Annotated in this window: 16 protein-coding genes; 10 read left to right on the top strand and 6 right to left on the bottom strand. The window is 75.9% G+C overall.

The genetic code is table 11. The features are described 5' to 3' along the window. Positions 1 to 96 precede the first annotated feature (96 nt). Genes KBX06_RS17670 through KBX06_RS17660 form a run of 3 tightly spaced genes read left to right on the top strand, consistent with a single transcriptional unit; the run spans position 97 to position 2,295 of the window. A complete protein-coding gene (locus tag KBX06_RS17670) occupies positions 97 to 936 on the top strand; it encodes a hypothetical protein (protein WP_210836207.1) in 840 nt (279 codons plus the stop codon). Further along, the gene (locus KBX06_RS17665; RefSeq protein WP_210836206.1) at positions 933 to 1,868 is read left to right on the top strand and encodes a nucleotidyltransferase family protein; all 936 of its coding nucleotides are present in this window, start codon (positions 933 to 935) and stop codon (positions 1,866 to 1,868) included. The genes KBX06_RS17670 and KBX06_RS17665 overlap by 4 nt, the downstream gene beginning before the upstream one ends. Further along, the gene (locus tag KBX06_RS17660) at positions 1,861 to 2,295 is read left to right on the top strand and encodes a lasso peptide biosynthesis B2 protein (protein ID WP_210836200.1); all 435 of its coding nucleotides are present in this window, start codon (positions 1,861 to 1,863) and stop codon (positions 2,293 to 2,295) included. Before KBX06_RS17665 ends, KBX06_RS17660 begins: the two co-directional genes overlap by 8 nt. Here KBX06_RS17660 and KBX06_RS28500 read toward each other — a convergent pair. The 5 genes from KBX06_RS28500 to KBX06_RS17635 all read right to left on the bottom strand — a co-directional run bounded on the left by KBX06_RS28500 (position 2,271) and on the right by KBX06_RS17635 (position 5,375). Next, positions 2,271 to 2,552, bottom strand: a complete 282-nt coding sequence (locus KBX06_RS28500) for a PqqD family protein (RefSeq protein WP_210836196.1) — start codon at positions 2,550 to 2,552, stop codon at positions 2,271 to 2,273. The two genes, KBX06_RS17660 and KBX06_RS28500, sit on opposite strands and share 25 nt — an antisense overlap. Next, positions 2,549 to 3,703 carry an asparagine synthase-related protein gene (locus tag KBX06_RS17650; protein ID WP_210836195.1) on the bottom strand — a complete coding sequence of 385 codons (1,155 nt, stop codon included), beginning with the start codon at positions 3,701 to 3,703 and terminating at the stop codon, positions 2,549 to 2,551. Before KBX06_RS17650 ends, KBX06_RS28500 begins: the two co-directional genes overlap by 4 nt. Position 3,704: 1 nt before the next feature. Next, positions 3,705 to 4,502 carry an ABC transporter permease gene (locus KBX06_RS17645; RefSeq protein WP_210836193.1) on the bottom strand — a complete coding sequence of 266 codons (798 nt, stop codon included), beginning with the start codon at positions 4,500 to 4,502 and terminating at the stop codon, positions 3,705 to 3,707. Between the two features lie 74 nt (positions 4,503 to 4,576). Then, positions 4,577 to 5,191 carry an ATP-binding cassette domain-containing protein gene (locus tag KBX06_RS17640; protein ID WP_210836191.1) on the bottom strand — a complete coding sequence of 205 codons (615 nt, stop codon included), beginning with the start codon at positions 5,189 to 5,191 and terminating at the stop codon, positions 4,577 to 4,579. A 10-nt stretch (positions 5,192 to 5,201) separates the two neighbouring features. Then, positions 5,202 to 5,375 carry a hypothetical protein gene (locus KBX06_RS17635; RefSeq protein WP_210836189.1) on the bottom strand — a complete coding sequence of 58 codons (174 nt, stop codon included), beginning with the start codon at positions 5,373 to 5,375 and terminating at the stop codon, positions 5,202 to 5,204. Between the two features lie 237 nt (positions 5,376 to 5,612). On the opposite strand from KBX06_RS17635, the gene KBX06_RS17630 reads away from it, so the two are divergent. Further along, positions 5,613 to 6,686 (top strand): hypothetical protein, encoded by a 1,074-nt coding sequence (locus tag KBX06_RS17630; RefSeq protein ID WP_307854666.1) that lies wholly within the window; start codon positions 5,613 to 5,615, stop codon positions 6,684 to 6,686. 157 nt (positions 6,687 to 6,843) lie between these two features. Here the strand turns inward: KBX06_RS17630 and KBX06_RS17625 are convergent, their stop codons facing one another. Then, positions 6,844 to 7,992 (bottom strand): M20/M25/M40 family metallo-hydrolase, encoded by a 1,149-nt coding sequence (locus KBX06_RS17625; RefSeq protein ID WP_210836187.1) that lies wholly within the window; start codon positions 7,990 to 7,992, stop codon positions 6,844 to 6,846. A 96-nt stretch (positions 7,993 to 8,088) separates the two neighbouring features. Between KBX06_RS17625 and KBX06_RS17620 the strand changes: the two genes are divergently transcribed. The 6 genes from KBX06_RS17620 to KBX06_RS17595 all read left to right on the top strand — a co-directional run bounded on the left by KBX06_RS17620 (position 8,089) and on the right by KBX06_RS17595 (position 17,772). After that, positions 8,089 to 8,793, top strand: a complete 705-nt coding sequence (locus KBX06_RS17620) for a GNAT family N-acetyltransferase (protein WP_210836185.1) — start codon at positions 8,089 to 8,091, stop codon at positions 8,791 to 8,793. Further along, the gene (locus tag KBX06_RS17615) at positions 8,790 to 9,425 is read left to right on the top strand and encodes a MurR/RpiR family transcriptional regulator (RefSeq protein ID WP_210836183.1); all 636 of its coding nucleotides are present in this window, start codon (positions 8,790 to 8,792) and stop codon (positions 9,423 to 9,425) included. The genes KBX06_RS17620 and KBX06_RS17615 overlap by 4 nt, the downstream gene beginning before the upstream one ends. A 73-nt stretch (positions 9,426 to 9,498) precedes the next feature. Next, complete coding sequence (menC, locus tag KBX06_RS17610; RefSeq protein ID WP_210836175.1) at positions 9,499 to 10,629, top strand: o-succinylbenzoate synthase; 1,131 nt, start codon at positions 9,499 to 9,501, stop codon at positions 10,627 to 10,629. A gap of 55 nt (positions 10,630 to 10,684) precedes the next feature. Continuing rightward, entirely contained in the window at positions 10,685 to 11,983 is a 1,299-nt protein-coding gene (locus KBX06_RS17605) for an MFS transporter (protein WP_210836173.1), read from the top strand. Positions 11,984 to 12,054: 71 nt separating this feature from the next. Continuing rightward, entirely contained in the window at positions 12,055 to 12,273 is a 219-nt protein-coding gene (locus KBX06_RS17600; RefSeq protein ID WP_210836172.1) for an MbtH family NRPS accessory protein, read from the top strand. Positions 12,274 to 12,294: 21 nt separating this feature from the next. Continuing rightward, the gene (locus KBX06_RS17595) at positions 12,295 to 17,772 is read left to right on the top strand and encodes a non-ribosomal peptide synthetase (protein WP_210836164.1); all 5,478 of its coding nucleotides are present in this window, start codon (positions 12,295 to 12,297) and stop codon (positions 17,770 to 17,772) included.

Here is a 17,772-nt window from a genome sequence, read left to right as displayed (position 1 = left end):
GACCGGTACGGGTGGCGCTCTCTCCAGCGCGCCACCCGCACCCCCGCCCGTCGTTGATCCACCGAGACACCACCGCACGCTCCGGGAGAACCCAGAATGCGGCCATCCGCACGCTTCGCCTACGGGCTGCGGGTCCACGGCCTGGCCGGCGTCACCGAACTGATGCCGGCCGGGGACGACCCGTGGCCCGAGGTGGAGGTCCAGCAGGACCCCGACTCGCCGCGACCGGTCCCGCACCCGCTCGACCACCGGCGGGGCGTGCGGCTGCTCGCCGACGGGCGGCACCTGGTCGTCGACCGGGAACGCCGCGCCGCCGTCTTCCACGGCCCGCCGCTCACCCCCGACCTGCTCGCCCACCCCTACCTGGCCCCGGTGGCGAGCACCTTCAACCGCTGGGCCGGGCGGGAGACCTTCCACGCCGGCGGATTCGTCCGGTACGGTCGCGCGTGGGCGGTCACCGGGCCCCGTACCGCCGGCAAGAGCAGCCTGCTCGCGGCGCTCGCGGCCCGGGGCGTACCGGTGGTCGCCGACGACGTGCTGGTCCTGGCCGGCACCGACGTGTTTGCCGGGCCCCGCTGCGTCGACCTGCGAGAGCCGGTGCCCGGCGTGGCACTGCCCAGCGGCCCGGCGCGGGCCCGCACCCGCACCCGGGTGCACCTGCCGCCCATCGCCCACCGGACACCGCTGGGCGGCTGGTACTTCCTGCACTGGGGTGACGCGGTCGGGTTGACACCGGTGCCGGCCACCACCCTGCTGACCCGGCTGGCCGGCTGGCGGTCCTGGCCCGACCTACCCACCGACCCGAGCGTCCTGCTCGCGCTGGCCGCCCTGCCCGCCTGGGACCTCACCCGCCCGCGCGACTGGGGCACCCTCGACCAGGTCTGCGCGCTGCTCGACGCGACACCCGCCACGGCCGGCGAGATGGCGCTGCGATGAGCGCCGACGGCCGACCCGACGCGCTGTACTGCCTGGCCCTGGACGAGGCCGCGGCGGTCACCCACTCCGCCCTGAACAGCCGGGGCATCGACAGCATCCTGCTCAAGGGCGCCGGGCTGGCCCGCCGGCTGGGCACCGAGCGGTCCCGCACGTACGGCGACGTCGACCTGCTCGTCGCCCCGGACACCTTCGACGCCACCCAGGAGGTCTTCCTCGACCTGGGCTACCGGCCCGCGATGCCGGGCGCCCGCGAGGAAGACTGGTCGCACTGGTACGAACGCCTGTGGCGGACACCCGGCCCGGCGAGCCTCGCGGTCGACCTGCACCGTGGGTTCCACGGGGTAGGTGACCCGGAAGGGTTCTGGGCCGCGCTGCGGGCCGACGCGGAACCGATGGACCTCGCCGGTCGCACCGTGCTGGTCCCGGACCCCATCGCCGCCACCATGCTGGTCGCGTTGCACGCCGCCGGCCCCGGCCGTTCCCTGCGCCCCCGGGCCGACCTGGAACGGGCGCTCGCGGTGACCGACGAGGACACCTGGCGGGCCGCGGCCGGCCTCGCCGAGCGGACCCGGGCGGCCACCGCCTTCGCCTTCGGACTCCGGCGGGTGGCGGCAGGGGCGGCGCTCGCCGACCGGCTCCGGCTGGCGTCGCGGTCCTCGCCGTTGCACCACGTCGTGCACTGCGGCGGCAACACCGCGGCGTACCTGCTGGCCCGCGCCGGTGAGCTGCCGACCACCCGGGAGCGGGTCGACTACCTCGCCCACCGGTTGGTCCCCTCGCCGGCCGCGATGCGCTACGCCCGGCCGTTGGCCCGGCGCGGCGGCGCCGGGCTGGCCCTGGCGTACCTGCTCCGCTTCGGTCGGGCCTGCTGGCAGGTGCCCCGGGCCATCCCCCAGCTCCGCCGCGCGGTCCGGCGGTCCATCGATGGGTGACCGGCTACGCCCACTGGCGGTGCTGTGGCGCCGGCACGGCCTGCGCGGGGTCCGGATCGCGGTGTGGACGGTCCGCGCCCGCCGCCGGGTGCGGCGCCAGCTCGTCCGGGGTGGCATGGACGCCGTCCGGCCACCCGTGCCACCGGCCGGCGGTACGACCGACCGCACCGTGGTGCTCCGGGCGCTGCACCGGGTGGGCGCGAACTGCCTGGAGCGGTCACTGGTGCTGCAACGGTGGGACGCCCGGCAACGGACCTCCCGCACCCTGGTCATCGGGGTGACCGCGCCCAGTGGCGGGTTCCACGCGCACGCCTGGCTGGACGGCGACGCCGACCCGCACCGCGCGGAGATGACCGAGCTGCTGCGCCGGGACCCGCCCGCCGGCTGGCTGCCGGCCGGTGTTCAGGAACGCTCGACCAGGCCGTAGCGGTCCAGGTCGGCCAGGAAGCGCGCCACGTCGTCGGTGACCCTGTCCCGCGCGACGTCGGTCGTAGACGCCAGCGCCTCGGCCAGTTCCGCGGCGGTCGCGCCGTCGACCAACCGACGCCACAGCAACGCGCCGGCCGAATCCAGTCCGAAGTAGACGGATTTCCGGGTGTCCAGCACGACGATGTCCTCGCCGGCCTGCCGCCAGGCGGCGCGCTGCTCGGCGATGCGGTAGACGGTGGAATCTGCGGCGTTCACGGTGACACCTCCATGCGGGGCGCCGGCCTCGGGGACGACGCGGGTGGGTGCTGCCTCAACCAGAGATGCTGGACCAGGCCGGCCGTACACTCCGGGATCGGCCAGCGCGACCAGACCTCCCGCAGCGCGGCTGGGTCGACCACGTCCTCGTTGACGCCGTCGCCGTCCCAGCGGCGGACGAACTCGCGGGTGGGCGAACGGAGGAAGACGGCGAGGAAGTGCGCCTTGCGGCGGACGGCGGTCACCGGCGCGGGCAGCTCCCCGGCGGCGATCCCGGCGAGCAGCTGCGCCCGGGTCGGCCGGCGCAGGTGACCCGCCCAGCGGACCAGCGCGCCGGTGAACACCGGGTCGAGCAGGGGCTGCACCAGCCGTACGTCGTGGGCGTCGGCGACCAGCGTGGCGCAGGCGACCGACGTCCGCAGGTCGCGTCGGCGCAGGTGCCAGGCGACCCGGTCGGCCAGCCGTACCGGCTCGGCGCGTTCCTCCGCCCGGAACGCCCGGCGGACCTCCCGCGCCGCCGCCGGCCGCAACCACGGGAACACCTGCGTGGCCGGCGGACGGCGGCGCAGCCCGGCGCGCAGCCGACCGGCGGCCTCCCGCAACGAGGCCGGGGCGGGCCGGCGCCAACCGGCCAGGATCTGGTCCCCACCGCCGCCGGTGAGCAGCGAGCCACCCGCCGCCAGCTCCACGATCGGCAGGTGCAGATGCAGGTTCAGCGGGTGCAGCACGCCGAAGCGGTGCAGGAACCGCCGGGCGACCGGACCGATCAGGTCGAGATCGTCGTCCGCCCGCAGGATCTGCCAGTCCCGTCCGACGTCCAGCACCCGGACGATCTCGTCCTGCCAGGGCGACTCGTAGGCCCGGGGCGCTCCGGTGAACCGCCAGGTGACCGGGACCGGGTCGGGCAGCCCTTCCCGACGGGCGACCCGGACGGCGACGGCGAGGACCAGGGAGGAGTCGAGCCCGCCGGAGAAGCTGAGCAGGCAGGGCGGGCGCCGCAGCGCCGGCAGTACCGCGGCCTCCAGCGCGGCCAGCGGGGGCAGTGTGGTCGGCACGACGCGGAGCGGTCCAGGGTCGGCCTCGTCGTGCGGTGCCACGCCGGTGACGAGGCCGGTCGCCAGATCGTACGGGGTGGGCCAGCGCACGGTCACCTCAATCGCGGTTCAGGGTGCCCCGACGGCAGGCATGACGCAACGCGCCGCCGAACAGCCGGACGGAGATCGGCAGCAGGAGGGCGGCGCAGCCGAGCAGGACGACCAGGTCGGTGCCCCACGGCTGCCCGGCGAGCGCGTGCCGGAACCCGTCGAGCGCGATCCTGGTGGGCAGAGCGGCGGTGAGCCACGACGGCACCGCCGGAATGGCGGCCACCGGGAAGTAGGTACCGGAGGCGAACGCGATCGTCACCATGGTCAGGCGGGCGACGAGATCGCCCCGGCCGAACGCGACGGTGAACGCCATCAGGGCGACACCCACCGCCAGCATCACCCCGACCGCCGCCGCCAGGACGAGCACGCTGCCGACCCAGCTCGCCCTGCCGAGATCCAGCCCGAACAGCAGGCCGAGGACGGTGAGGTAGACCGCGGCGCGCAGCAGCGCGAAGGCGAACGGGTGGGCGGCCACTCCCACGGCGAGGACCCACCGGGGCACCGGCTGGGCGACCAGCATCTCCAAGGTGCCGTCCCGCTGTTCCTGGGCCACTCGGGAGGTGACCTGAGCGGTCGCCGCCTGGACGACGAGCATGAAGGTGAGGCCCACCGCGACGAAGTCGAAGTAGCTCGCCGAGTGCCCCAGGGCGCCCGCTTCCGGGGCACTGAGCACCCGGGAGATGAGGAGGAAGACCGCCAGATTCACCACGCCGAAGGCCAGGTCGAGCAGCAGCGGCGGCATCAGCCGCCCCCGTTCGGCGAGGTCGCGGCCGATCAGCGCGAGAAGCACCGATCCGGAGCTCACCCGATTCGACGGGCTCGCCCCGGCCGGCGGCACTTCGACGACCGGCGGGGTGGTCCGCCCCGTCGTCGGGCGACTCACCGGCGCACCGGGAGGGTCAGCGTGCGCCCGCACCGGTTCCGGTCCTCCGACTGGTGGGACACCACGACGCAGGCCAGGTGCGGACGACGGTCCAACGCGGCCCAGAGCAGGCTTCGCGCCCTCTCGTCGAGGGATCGACCGGGCTCGTCGAGCACCAGTGCGGTCGGTTCGGCGAGCAGGCTGCGGGCGACCGTCACCCGGGCCCTCATGCCCGCCGAACACCGCTGGACCGGCACCCGGGCGAAGGGACCGATCTCAAACTCGTCCTCGATCGAGACGACCGCCCGACGGGCGGTGGCTCGGGGGAGCCGGAGGCGCGCCGCCAGCAGCAGGTTGTCGCGACCCGAGAGCCTGCCGTAGAGGCCCTGTTCCGGGTTGAGGCAGAGCCCCAGGGCGCGACGCGCGGCAGGCGAGCCGGCCGGGTGACCGTCGACCAGGGCGGTGCCGGAGGTGAGCGCCAGGGTGCCGGCGAGACAGCGCAGCAGCGTCGTCTTGCCCGAGCCGTTGCCGCCCGTGACGAGCAGTCGCGTTCCCGCCGGCACGTCGAGGTCGAGACCGGAAAAGACCTCGCGCCGCCCGAAGCTACGGGATGCGCGACGCAGGTGGAGCATCGCGCGGCTCTCAGAGGGAGTCGCCGGTGCCGCCTTGGCCGTCACCGATTGGCCCGGTGCCACCTCGGGTCAGCTCGGCGAGCGTGCCGAGTCGTTCGACGCCGGGGGGCCGGTAGTCGTGAGCCTGGTCCACGGCCTGGTCCACGTTCCTGCCAGGATCCACCTCAATACGGATTTCACTCATGAAATGCTCCAATGTCGATTTATCTCTGGCGGATGCTAGCGCAAAGGGGCGCCGATGGCGACAACCACCCAGGACGGCATCGTGGCGCGGTCGACGGCCTCGGTCAGGTGGGCGCTGCGACCGACGCGCGCAGACCCGGGGCGCGTAGGCTGCGGGTCGTCCGCCTGCGGGCATGGAGGAAGCACCGTTCAACCGGCGACGCCGGGCGGGTCGGGCCCGCACCGAAGGGGACTACTGGTGAGGCGACGAGACAACGGGACCCGGAGGCTGCGGGCCGCGGGGGCGGTCGTCGTCCTGGCCGCCACGACGGCCCCCGGTCCGGCCGTGGCCGATCCGACGCCGACGCCGGTGCCCGCGACGCCGGTGTGCGAGGTGCGCGGCGGCCGGCTGAGCGAGATCTCCGGGATGGTCGCCACGGACGGCGGGTTCGTCATGGTCAACGACGGCGCGGACGACGAGGCCCGCCGCCGGATCTTCTTCCTGGACCAGCGGTGCTCCGTCGTACGGACCGTGGCCTATCCGTCGCGTCCGCGCGACACGGAGGACCTGACCGTCGGCGCGGACGGCACGGTCTGGGTGGCGGACACCGGCGACAACGACCGCTCCCGGCAGACCATCGCGGTGTGGAAGCTACCGCCGGGTGCCGACCGACCGGTGCTGTACCGCATGGCGTACCCGGACGGCCCGCACGACGCCGAGGCCCTGCTGGTGACCGGCGACGACCGGCCGCTGGTCGTGACCAAGTACTCGGCCACCCTGTACGCCCCGAGCGCCCTCCTGCGCCCGGGCACGACGGCGAGGCTGGAGAAGGTGGGGCAGGCCCGGCTGCCGGCCTCCAGGACGAGCAACCCGTTCGGGGCGCTCGGCCGTACGGCGGTCACCGGTGCCGCCACCGCGCCGGACGGACGCCGGGTGGTCCTGCGCACGTACGCCGACGCGTACGAGTTCGACGTCAGCGACGGCGACGTGGTCTCGGCGTTGACCGGCGGAGCGTCACGGGTCGTCGCGCTGCCGGACGAGCCGCAGGGCGAGTCGGTCACCTACAGCCGCGACGGGCAGTCCCTGCTGACCGTGTCCGAGACGGCCGACCAGCCACCCGGGACGCTGCCCACGGTCCTGCGCTACCCGCTGCCGGCGGTCGTCGCGTCCCCCACGTCGCCCGCCGCGCCCGGACCGACGAGCCGCGCCGCCGGCGACGGCACCGGCCGCTCCGTGGGGACCTACCTCGTGGCGGCCGGCGCGCTCGGGCTGACGCTGATCGCCGTGGGGCTGGTCGCGCTGGTCCGCGCGCGGCGTCCCCGGTCGCGCTGACCGAGGACGCGGCGCCGTCCGCGCGAGTCCCCGGGTCGTGCGCCCGCCGGTTTTCCGGCCCGCGGTCGTGCCTGCCGTCCCGGTGCCCGGGAGCGCGCCGGGTCAGGCGTTCCCGGTCCGGGGTCGGGCCGCTCCCGGCTGCCGAGAGCCCGCCGGGTCAGCCACCCTCCGCCTGCGACGCGTCCACGGAGGGCAGGCCGGCGAACAGGGCGGCCAGCAGGTCGGCGCGCGCACCGAGGCCGGCGGCCGAGACCCACTCGTGCCGGGCGTGCGCGCCCCCACCGGGCGGGGCGAGCCCGTCGACGGTGGGACGGCCGAGCGCACCCGTCGTGTTGGTGTCGGCGGCGCCGTCGGCCGGGCGACCGGCGAGGCGCTGACCGAGGTCGGCGGCGACGGCCACGATCCGGTCCAGCAGGTGCGTCCCCGCCTCGTCCGGCTGCCAGGTGGGCCGGTGCGACAGCAGCCGGGTGGCGATCCGGGCGCGCTCGCGCACCGGGCGCAGCGATCCCAGGCCGGCGAGGACGACCTCCTCGTTGCCGGGATCGGTGAAGCGCAGGCCGAGGTCGGCGTGGGCCGCGCCGGCGACCACGTTGGTGCGCCCACCCCCGGTGATGGTGCCGGTGTTGAGCAGGACCGGCCGGCCGGCGACGAGTGCGCGGACCCGCACGAGCTGGTCGACCAGTTCGTCGATGGCGTTGACCCCGGCGTCGGGGTCGAGCGCGGCGTGCGCCTCGACGCCGGTGACCTCGACGCGGACCCGGGTGCTGCCGCGCCGGCCGGTCTTGAGGTCGCCGCCGGGGTGCGGCGGCTCCAGGCCGAGCACCGCGCGGGCCCGGGCCGCCTCGGCCCGGACCAGCCCGGTGGCGGTGGGTGAGCCGATCTCCTCGTCGGCGACGACGAGGACCCTGATCTCGGGGTGCGGGGCGCCCTCCCGTACGACGCGCGCCACCGCCGTGAGCAGCGCGACGATCCCGGCCTTGGTGTCGTAGACGCCCGGGCCCCGGACGGTGTCGCCCTCGACGGACCACGGCATGGCCGACAGCGTGCCGACCGGCCAGACGGTGTCGTAGTGGGTCAGCAGCAGCACCGGGCCGCCCGGGACCCCCCGCGCCGGAAGGGTCCAGACCAGATGGTCGCCGCCGGGGTGCGGCTCCCGGGCGGTGTGCAGGCCGGCTCGGGCGGCGTCCGCGTCCAGCACGTCGGCCAGCGCGGCCAGCGCCCGCCGGTCACCGGTCGGCGACTCGTGCAGCGTGTAGCGGCGCAGCGCGCCGAGCGCGGCATTGAGACCCGACGATGAAGATGACACATACGGACACTATGATCGACATGAGCCCTTGTCAACGGGCGGACAGTGCGGCAGCCTGAGAGAGATACGATCGCTATCTTTGCGGGGGTGAGTTCGATGGCCGGTGCCACCCGCGGAATCGTGGCGCGTGACCTCGCCGGGCTCGGCGAGCGCACGGCGGCGTCGGCGCTCTACCGGAGCGTCTTCGGCTACGAGGGCCCCGAGCACGCCGTCAGCCCGCGTCTCCTCGCCGCGCTGGGCGAGAACGCCGGGACCGCGATCGGCGCGTTCGACTCCGACGGCACACTCGTCGGCTTCTGCTACGGCTTCACCGGCGTCGAACACGGCGAGCTCTACCACTACTCGCAGGCCGCCGTCGTCGACGCGCGGGCGCAGGGGCGCGGCGTCGGCCGCCTGCTCAAGCACGCCCAGGCCGACGCCGCGCGGCGCGCGGGCGTACACACGATGCGGTGGACCTTCGACCCGTACGCGCTGCGCAACGCGCACTTCAACCTGACGGTGCTGGGCGCCGTCGGGATCCGGTTCCTGCCCGACTTCTACGACGACGGCGGCAGCGACCGCGTCCTGGTCCGGTGGGACCTCGACCGTCCCGGGGGCGGCGGTCCGGCACCCGCCCCCGGGCCCGCGGCCGTCGGCTCGCCCGCCGACGACCGTACCGCCGCGCCGGAGCCCGACGACCGGGCACGACTGCGCCAGGCGCTGGCCGACCGGTTCGGCGCGGGCTCGCGGCTCGTCGGCGTCGCCCGGCGGCCGGACACCCCCGGCCGCGTCAGCTACCTGTTCGAACGGGGCGAGGGATGACCACGACGGGATCGACGCCCGCCGAGCGCTTCGACCGCCACGTGCAGCGCAGGTCGGCACAGGTGCTCAAGCAGCGGGTCCTGGAGCAGCAACGCACCGGCTTCGCCAGGGCCCTGGCGTGGGCCGCCGAGCAGGACGCGATCGAGCGGGCCGCGGCGCTCATCGTGTCGGCCCGGCGCCGGTACCTGCTCGGGCACGGCAAGTCGTTCGGCTTCGCGTCCCTGCTCGCCGCCGACCTCAGCGCCGGGCTCTCCGGCGTCCACCTCGTCGACGGCGCGGCGCTGCGGTCCCTCGACGTGCTCGGCGACATCCGCCAGGGCGACCTGCTCGTGGCCGTCTCCCTGGCGCGCTACCGGCGCGAGACCGTCGACACCGCCTCCGCGTACGTCCGCCACGGCGGTCGGCTGGTGCTCGTCACCGACGCCGAGGACGCGCCGTTGGCCGAGAGCGCCGCCGCCCGCATCGTCATCGGCACCGACAGCGCCTCGTACGCCAACTCCCCCACCTCGGTGGGGCTCGCGCTGCACCTGCTCGCGACCCTGACCATCGCCAGCTCGAAGGGGGCCGGCCGCCGCCTGCGCGAGCGCGACGCCCTCGCCGCCGAGCTCGGTCTCTACGCGGATCGGTCGTGACCGGCCGGTGGCAGGGCGCGGGGGCCGCGCGCAGGCCGGCCCGGGGCCACGCCGAGCACGGGAAGGGGGCGTCGTGAGCCGGGTCGAGGTGGTGCGACTGCGCCGGGTCCGGCTGCCGCTCGTGCACCGGTTCCAGACCAGTTCCCACGCCAAGCGCGAGCTGGAGCACATCCTGGTCACCCTCACCGACACCGACGGCGCCGTGGGGTGGGGCGAGATCGCGTCGCCGAGCGGCCCGTTCTACTCCGCCGAGACCGTCGAGAGCTGCTGGGCGGTCGCCCGGGACCACCTCGCGCCGATGACGCTGGGCACCGACTGGGCGCACCCGGCGGACCTGGCCACGGCGCTCGGCAAGGTACGCGGCAACCACTTCGCCCGCGCCGGTTTCGACATGGCCGCCTGGGCACTGTGGTCGACCGCGAACGGCGTCTCCCTCGCGCACGCGCTGGGCGGCTCGCGCGGCACCGTCGAGGCGGGCGTCTCCCTGGGGATCGAACCCACCGTCGACGACCTCCTCGCACAGGTGGGGCTGCGGGTCCACGAGGGCTACCGCAGGATCAAGCTCAAGATCGCGCCCGGCTGGGACGTCGAGCCGGTACGGGCCGTCCGCACGGCGTATCCGGGCGTGCCACTGCACGTCGACGCCAACGGCGCCTACCGGGACGGGCCCGAGCACCGGGCCGTCCTGTCGGCGCTCGACGGCCTGGGCCTGATGATGATCGAGCAGCCGTACGCGCCGCGGGACCTCGTCGCGCACGCCGCCCTCCAGGAACGGATCGACACCCCCGTCTGCCTCGACGAGTCCGTCGAGGAGGTGGACGACCTCGTCACCGCGCTCCGCCTGAACGCCGTACGCGTGCTCAACATCAAGGTCTCGCGGATGGGCGGGCTGACCCACGCCGTCCGGGCGCACGACCTGGCGCGCGAGCACGGTGTCCCGGTCTGGTGCGGCGGCATGCACGAGTTCGGCATCGGGCGGGCCGCCAACGTCGCGCTGAGCGCACTCGCCGGCTTCACGCTGCCCTCCGACGTCTCCGGCTCCGACAAGTACTACGCCCGCGACGTCACCACCCACCCGATCGTGAGCACCGACGGGCTCGTCGAGGTGCCCGCCGGGCCCGGGCTCGGGTGGGACGCCGACCTGACGTACGTCGAGGAGAGGACCACCGACCGGCTCGTGCTGCGCGCGGACGGCGCGGCGTGACCACCCGGTCGTGCGACGCCGGGGAGGCGGCCTCCCGGGTAGCCTGACGGCCACCATGGACGGTCACCGATTCGCCGCGTCCCGGCTCCTGCCGCCGCCCGGGCTGCCCCGGGCGATCGCCTACCAGTCCGCCATGGTCGCCGTCGGCAGCGGCACCTTCCTCACCGGCAGCATCGTGTTCTTCACCGAGGTCCTCGGGCTCAGCGCGATGCAGATCGGCATCGGCTTCTCGATCGCGGGGCTCACCGGGGTGGCCACCTCCCTGCCCCTGGGCGCGCTGGCCGACCGGATCGGCGGGCAGCGGTCCTGGGCCCTCGGCGCGCTCGGTTCGGCGCTGACGTTCGCCGCCTATCCGCTCGTGACGTCCTTCGTGGGCTTCGTGGTGCTGATGGTGGTGGCCGCCGCCACCGACTCCCTCGCCAACGCCGGGCGCACCATCTACACCGCCGACGCCATGCCGGCCGAGGACCGGGTGCGCACGATGGCGTACGCGCGCTCGTACCTGAATGCCGGGTTCACCCTCGGCACCGGGCTCGGCGCCGTGGCGCTGGCGTTCGACTCCGCCGCCGCGCTCGTCGCCATGGTGCTGCTCAACTCGGCGTTGTCGCTGCTCAACGCCGCCCTCGTGACCCGGCTCCCGGCCGCGCCGGTGCTGCGGCACGACCGGGCGGCCAGCACGTCGCGGTGGGCGGTGCTGAAGGACCTGCCCTACGTCACGACCGCCGTGCTCCTCGCCGTCATGATGTTCCACTCGGTGGTCCTCGTCGAGATCCTGCCGCTCTGGGCGATCACCCACACCGACGCCCCCAAGCCGCTGCTCGGCGCGATGCTGGCCCTCAACACGGTGCTGGTGATCACGTTGCAGGTGCCGGCGGCGCGCGGCGCGGACTCGCTTCCCGGAGCGGCCCGCCTGATCCGCCGGGGCGCCCTGGTCACCGCGCTCGCCTGCCCGGTGGCCGCGCTCGCGGGCCGGACCGGCGGCGCGTGGACGGTCGTCGTGCTCCTCGCCGTGGTGGTGCTGGTGACCACCACCGAGTTGTGGTTCTCGGCGGCGCTCTGGTTCTTCCAGACCAACGTGCCGCCCGCCGCGTCGCGCGGGGTGTACCTCGGCACGGCGCAGACCGTCAGCTCGACGGCGGACGTCTTCGCGCCGGTGGGCCTGACCCTCCTCGCGATCCAGACCGGCGGCTGGGGCTGGTGGATCGTCGCGGCGATCTTCGTGGGCTGCGCGCTCGCCGCCGGCCCGGCCGTCGGCTGGGTCGCCCGTACGCCCCGGATCGGCGCGGACGACGTCGAACCGCCGGCACCGTCCACAGCGGAACCCGTGGCGGCCGAACGGCCCACCTCCGCCTGACGTCGGAAGATCGACCGATTCCTTGACACGCGATCGACGCGGCTGGAATCCTTCCCGCCGAAGGGGGTCCGATGAGCACTGACGACGACACCCGGACGTACGCCGTGGTCGTGAACGACGAGGAACAGTTCTCGATCTGGTGGGACGACCGGGAGCTGCCCGCCGGCTGGCGGCGCGAGGGCACCACCGGCACACGCGGCGAGTGCCTCGCCCGGATCGACGAGGTGTGGACGGACATGCGGCCGCTGTCGTTGCGGCGCTGGATGGACGAGCACGCCGCCACCGGCTGACGCCGCACCGGACGAGGGCGCATGAACGACAGTCTCCAGCGGTACCCGGCCCTCGCCGTGCAACGCGGGATGGTGCTGCAGACCCTCCGGCAGCCCGCCGGCGGGGTCGACGTCCAGCAGGTCACGATCAGGTGGGACGGCCCGCCGGAGCGCGACGCGTTCAGCGCCGCCTGGCAGGCCGCGACCCGGCGGCACGCGGTGCTGCGTACGGCCTTCGAGGTCGACGGCGACCACGGCGTGGCGCAGGTCGTCCGGCCCACCGTGCCGCCGGACCTGCGGTGGCGGGAGACGACGCTCGCCGAGTTCCTCCACACCGACCGCTACGAACCCGTCGACGTCGGCCGGGCCCCCCTGCTCCGGGTCACCACGCTGGCCGACGACCACGTCGTCGTCACCTTCCACCACGCGATCCTCGACGGCCGCTCCACCCGGATGCTGCTCGACGAGGTCCTCACCGACTACGCCGCGCGCCGGGCGGGCCGGGAGCCGGAGCCGCCGAGCCGGCCGCCGTTCGCCGACTTCGTGCGCTGGTGGGGCACCCGCGACCCGAGCGCCGGTGACGCCTTCTGGAAGGGTCACCTCGCCGACGCGCCGATGCCCCGGGCGCTCCCGGGTCGCCTCGACGCGGACCCCGGCGCGCGCGCCGTGCCGGCCTGCCACGAGATCGCCCTGACCCGGCCGGACTCCGACCGGTTGCGCGCCGCCGCCGCCGAGGTCGGCGCAGGCGTCGGCGCGGTGGTCCACGCGGCCTGGGCGCTGCTGCGCGGCGGCTACGGCGGCGTCGACGACGTCACCTTCGCGGTGACCAGGTCCTGCCGGTACGACAGCGTCGCGGGCGCCGAGGAGATCCTCGGACTGCTGCTCAGCACGGTGCCGCTGCGGATCCGCCTCGATCCGACGTGGACGGTGCGGCGGTTCCTCGCCGACGTGGTGGACCGGATCCGGCGGCTGCGCGAGCACCAGCACACGCCGCTGCACACCATCCTCGACCAGGCGGGACTGGCACCCGACACGCCGCTGCTGGACAGCCTCGTGGTGTTCGAGCGGCGGCAGTTGGCCACCGCCCTGGCCGAGTGCGGGCCGGAGGCGGCCCGGCGCTCGGCGCGGGTGCACCGCATGCCCGGCTATCCGCTGACGGTGCACGTCTTCGACGAGCCGGAGCTGTGCCTCGGCCTCACCTGGGACGACACCAGGCTGCTGGCCGCCTCGGCACGGCGGATCCTCGCGCAGCTGCACCGCACCGTGCTCGAGTTGGCCGAGCGGCCGGACGCCCGCCTGGCCGACCTGGATCTCGGCGCCGCCGGGGAGGCGCCGCTGCGCGCCGCCTGGAACGCCACCCGGCGGCCGTGGCCCCGCGACGCGTCCGTCCCCGAGGTCTTCGCGGCCCGCGTGGCCGACGACCCGGCCGCCGCCGCGCTGGCGGTCGGCGACCGCACGGTCTCGTACGCGGAGCTGGACGGCGCGGCCGACCGGCTGGCCCGGACGCTGCGCGGGTACGGGGTCACCGGGGACAGCCCCGTCGCCGTGCTGCTCCCCCGGGGCGAACCGCTGATCCGGGCCCTGCTGGGCGTACTCAAGGCCGGCGGGGCCTACCTCCCCGTGGACCCGGCCGCCCCACCCGCCCGGATCGCGGGCCTCGTCGCCGCCAGCGGCACCCGCCTGCTGCTGACCACCCCCGGGGCCGCCGCCGGCCTGCCCGACCTGGGCCCGGTCCGGGTGCTGGACGTCGACGCGCCGGCCGGGGAACCCGCGCCCGCCGGCCCGCTGCCGGGGCGGATCCACCCGTTGCAGCTCGCCTGTGTCCTGCACACCTCCGGCTCGACCGGCGCGCCCAAGCGGGTCGGGATCACCCACCGGGGCGTGGTGCGGCTGGTGACCGGCCCGGACTTCGCCACCCTCGGCCCCGGCGAGCGGGTGCTCCAGTTCGCCCCGACCGCGTTCGACGCATCCACCTGGGAGATCTGGGGCGCGCTGCTGACCGGCGCCACCGCGGTGCTCGCGCCCCCGGACCCGGTGGACCTCACCCGGCTGACCGCGCTGATCCGCGACGGCGGCGTCACCGTCGCCTTCCTCACCGCCGGGCTGTTCCGGCAGCTCGCCGAGGAGGACGTCACGGCGCTGGCGGGCGTGCGGCAGCTGCTCACCGGCGGCGACGTGGCCGACCCGGGCGCGGTCCGCGCCGTGCTCGCCGCACGCGGCGGGCTCCCGCTGGTCAACGCGTACGGGCCGACCGAGAACACCACGCTGACCAGCTGCCATCTGATGAGCGGCGTCGGGCCGGTGGGTGACCGGGTGCCGATCGGCCGTCCCGTGCCGCAGACCACCGTCCACGTGCTCGACGCGAGCGGCCGGCCGGTGCCGGTCGGGGTGGCGGGCGAGCTGTGCACCGGCGGCGACGGGCTGGCCCGCGGCTACCTCGGCGACCCGGCGGCGACCGCCCGGGCGTTCGTGCCGGACCCGCAGGTGCCCGGCGAGCGCCTCTACCGCACCGGTGACGTCGTGCGCTGGCGCGCGGACGGGGTGCTGGAGTTCCTCGGCCGCCGCGACGACCAGGTGAAGATCCGGGGCTTCCGGGTCGAGCCGGGCGAGGTGGAGGCGGCGCTCAGGGCGCACCCGCGGGTCGCGGCGGCGGCGGTGGGCGTCCGGGGCGACGGGCCGGAGCGCCACCTGGTCGGCTACGTCACGCCGGCCGGCCCGGTGGTCCCGACCCCGGCCGACCTGCGTGAGCACGTCGCCGCACGGCTGCCGGCCCACCTGGTGCCGGCCGCGTTCGCCGTCCTGGACCGGCTGCCGCTGACCGCGTACGGGAAGGTCGACCGGGCGGCGCTGCCGGCGCCGGAGCCCGCCGAGCAGACTCCGGACGTCGCCGGGCCCGCCTCGCCGACCGAGCACCGGCTGGCCGAGCTGTGGTCCCGGCTGCTGCCCGGCGGGCGCCCGGCCGCGAGCATCGGCCGGGAGAGCAGCTTCTTCGCCCTCGGCGGCAACTCGCTGTCGGTCACCCGGCTGATGTTCCGCATCCGCGAGGCGTTCGGCGTGGAGCTGGGCGTGGGCCCGTTCTACCGGGCGCCGACCCTGGCCGCGACGGCGGCGGCGGTCGACGCGGCGACCGGATCGACGCCGGGCACCCGGGCGGCGGCCGGGCCGGCGCTGCGCCGCCGCGACCGGGCAGCGCACCGCGGCGGGCGGGACCGGCCCGAACACCTGGCCCGGCTGACCGACGGATGGGCGCTCTGGCGGACCGTCTGCCTGCGGGGCGCCGGCCTCCCGATCGACCTGCTCGCCCCGCTCGGCGACGCGGAACTCGCCGCCGCCGCCGACCGCGTGGTGGCGGCCCGGGCCGACGGGGACCCGGCCGGCGTCGACCGCGCCGAAGCGGCGTACGCGGCCGCGTACCCGGCGGCGGTCGGCCGGCTCGCGGTCGCGCTGCACACGGTGGCGGCCCACCCCCGCTTCCGTGAGGCGGTGGCCTGGCAGAACCCGCACGCGCTGCGTACCGGCGTCGACGCGCTGCTGCGCCGGGGCCCGGGCAGCCCGACCCGCAACACCAAGCACCGTCAGCACGAGGCGCTGGTCACCAGCTACCTCCAGCGCTACTGCGCCAAGAACGACACCATCGGCTTCTTCGGGCCGGTCGGCTGGGCGCGGATCGGGCCGGGCGCCGGCCTGCGGGTCGACCCCGCGGACCCACCGGCGCTGCTCGCCGGGCGGACGGTCTACCTGGAGGGCTGGGCCGTCGCGGCGGTGCTGGCCCCGTACGCGACCCGGCTGCGCCCGTGGCTCGTACCCCGGCTCATGCCCTTCCTGGAGCTGGCCGGCACGACCCTGCGCGTGCCGCTCGCCGCGCCGGTGACGCTCGGCGACGCCGAGGCGGCGGTGCTGCGCGCCTGCGACGGGGTCCGCGACGCGACCGAGGTCGCGGCGGCCGTGCTGGCCGCTCCGGGGCCGGCACCGCGCTCGGCGCGGGAGGTGCACGAGGTGCTGGAGTCGTTGGCCGCGTCCCACCGGATCGCCTGGCAGCCGGAGGTCGCGCCGCACGACACCCGCCCGGAGCGGAGCATGCGGGACCGGCTGGCCCGGGTCACCGACGAGGCCGTACGCGCACCCGCGCTCGCCGCCCTGGACGAGCTCTGCGCCGCCCGGGACGCGCTCGCCGCGTGCGCCGGTGACCCGGAGGCACTGACCGCCGCGATGGCCGGCCTGGAGGCCACCTTCACCCGGCTGGCCGGCGTCCCCGCCACCCGACGCGCCGGCACGATGTACGCCGGGCGCACCCCCGTCTACGAGGAGTGCCTGCGGGCCGGCACGGTCGGCGTCGGCGAGTCGAGCCTCGACGGGATCCGCGACGCGCTCGGCCTGGTGCTGGAGAGCGCGCGCTGGTTCACCGCCGCCGGCGCGACGCTCTACCGGCGCCTCTGCACGGAGATCTACCGGCGTCGGGCCGCCGAGCTGGGCACCGACGTGGTCCCGCTGGCCGACTTCTGGCTGCTGGCCGGCGAGGCGCTGTTCCACCCGCCGCGACGGCTGACCGACCTGCTCACCGCCGCGCTGCACCGGCGCTGGGCCGACGTGCTGCCGCTGCCGGCGGGCGGGCGGCGGGTCCGGCTCACGGCGGCGCAGCTCGCTCCGGCGGTGGCCGCCGCCTTCCCGCCAGGGCGGCCCGGCTGGCCGACCGCGCGGCAGCACAGCCCGGACCTGATGCGGGCCGGCGACGAGTGGGTCCTGGGCGAGCTGCACCCGGGCGTCAACACCCTGCGGTACGCCACCTGGGTGGCCTACCACCCCGAGGTGGCGGCGCTGCGCGCCGCGCTGGCCCGGGACGTGGGCGCCGGGGCGGTCTATCCCGCCGAGACCGGCCAGGAGGGCGGCGTGCCGACCAGGCAGAGCAACGCGCTGACCGGGCCCGACGACATCCGGCTGGTGTTCGCACACGACTCGTTCGGGCACGACCCGCGCCGCAGCCTGCGCGTCGGCGAGTGCGACCTGGTCGAGGTGGCCGGCGGGCTGCGGGTACGGTCGCGCGACGGGCGGTTCGACGTGGACCTGATGCACGTCCTCGGCGACGTGGTCGGCGCGGGGCTGTCCCAGCTCTTCCGCATCCTGCCCCCGGCGGCCCACCAGCCCCGGATCACCGTCGACTCCCTCGTCGTCAGCCGCGAGGCGTGGACGTTCGCCGCCGCCGACCTCGCCTTCGCCGACACCCGCGACGAGGCGCTGCGGTTCCGGCAGGCGCGGGCCTGGGCCGGCGCCCACGGCCTGCCGCGGCACGTGTTCCTGCGCTGCGCGGGCGAGCGGAAGCCCGTGCACGCCGACCTGACCAGCCTCGCCTCGGTCGACCTGGTGTCCCGCTCGGTCCGCCGGGCCCGTCGGCACGCCGGCGACGACGCCACCGTCTCCGTGGTGGAGATGCTGCCGGCGCCGGACCAGCTCTGGCTCACCGGGCCCGACGGCCGGTACACCGCCGAGCTGCGGGTCGTCGCGGTCGACGGGAAGGTGCGCTGA

The organism is Micromonospora sp. C31 (assembly GCF_018070575.1).
Classification (GTDB): Bacteria; Actinomycetota; Actinomycetes; order Mycobacteriales; family Micromonosporaceae; genus Micromonospora.
The sequence above is the reverse complement of the archived record's forward strand: the minus strand, read 5'-3'. Positions and strand labels throughout refer to the sequence as shown.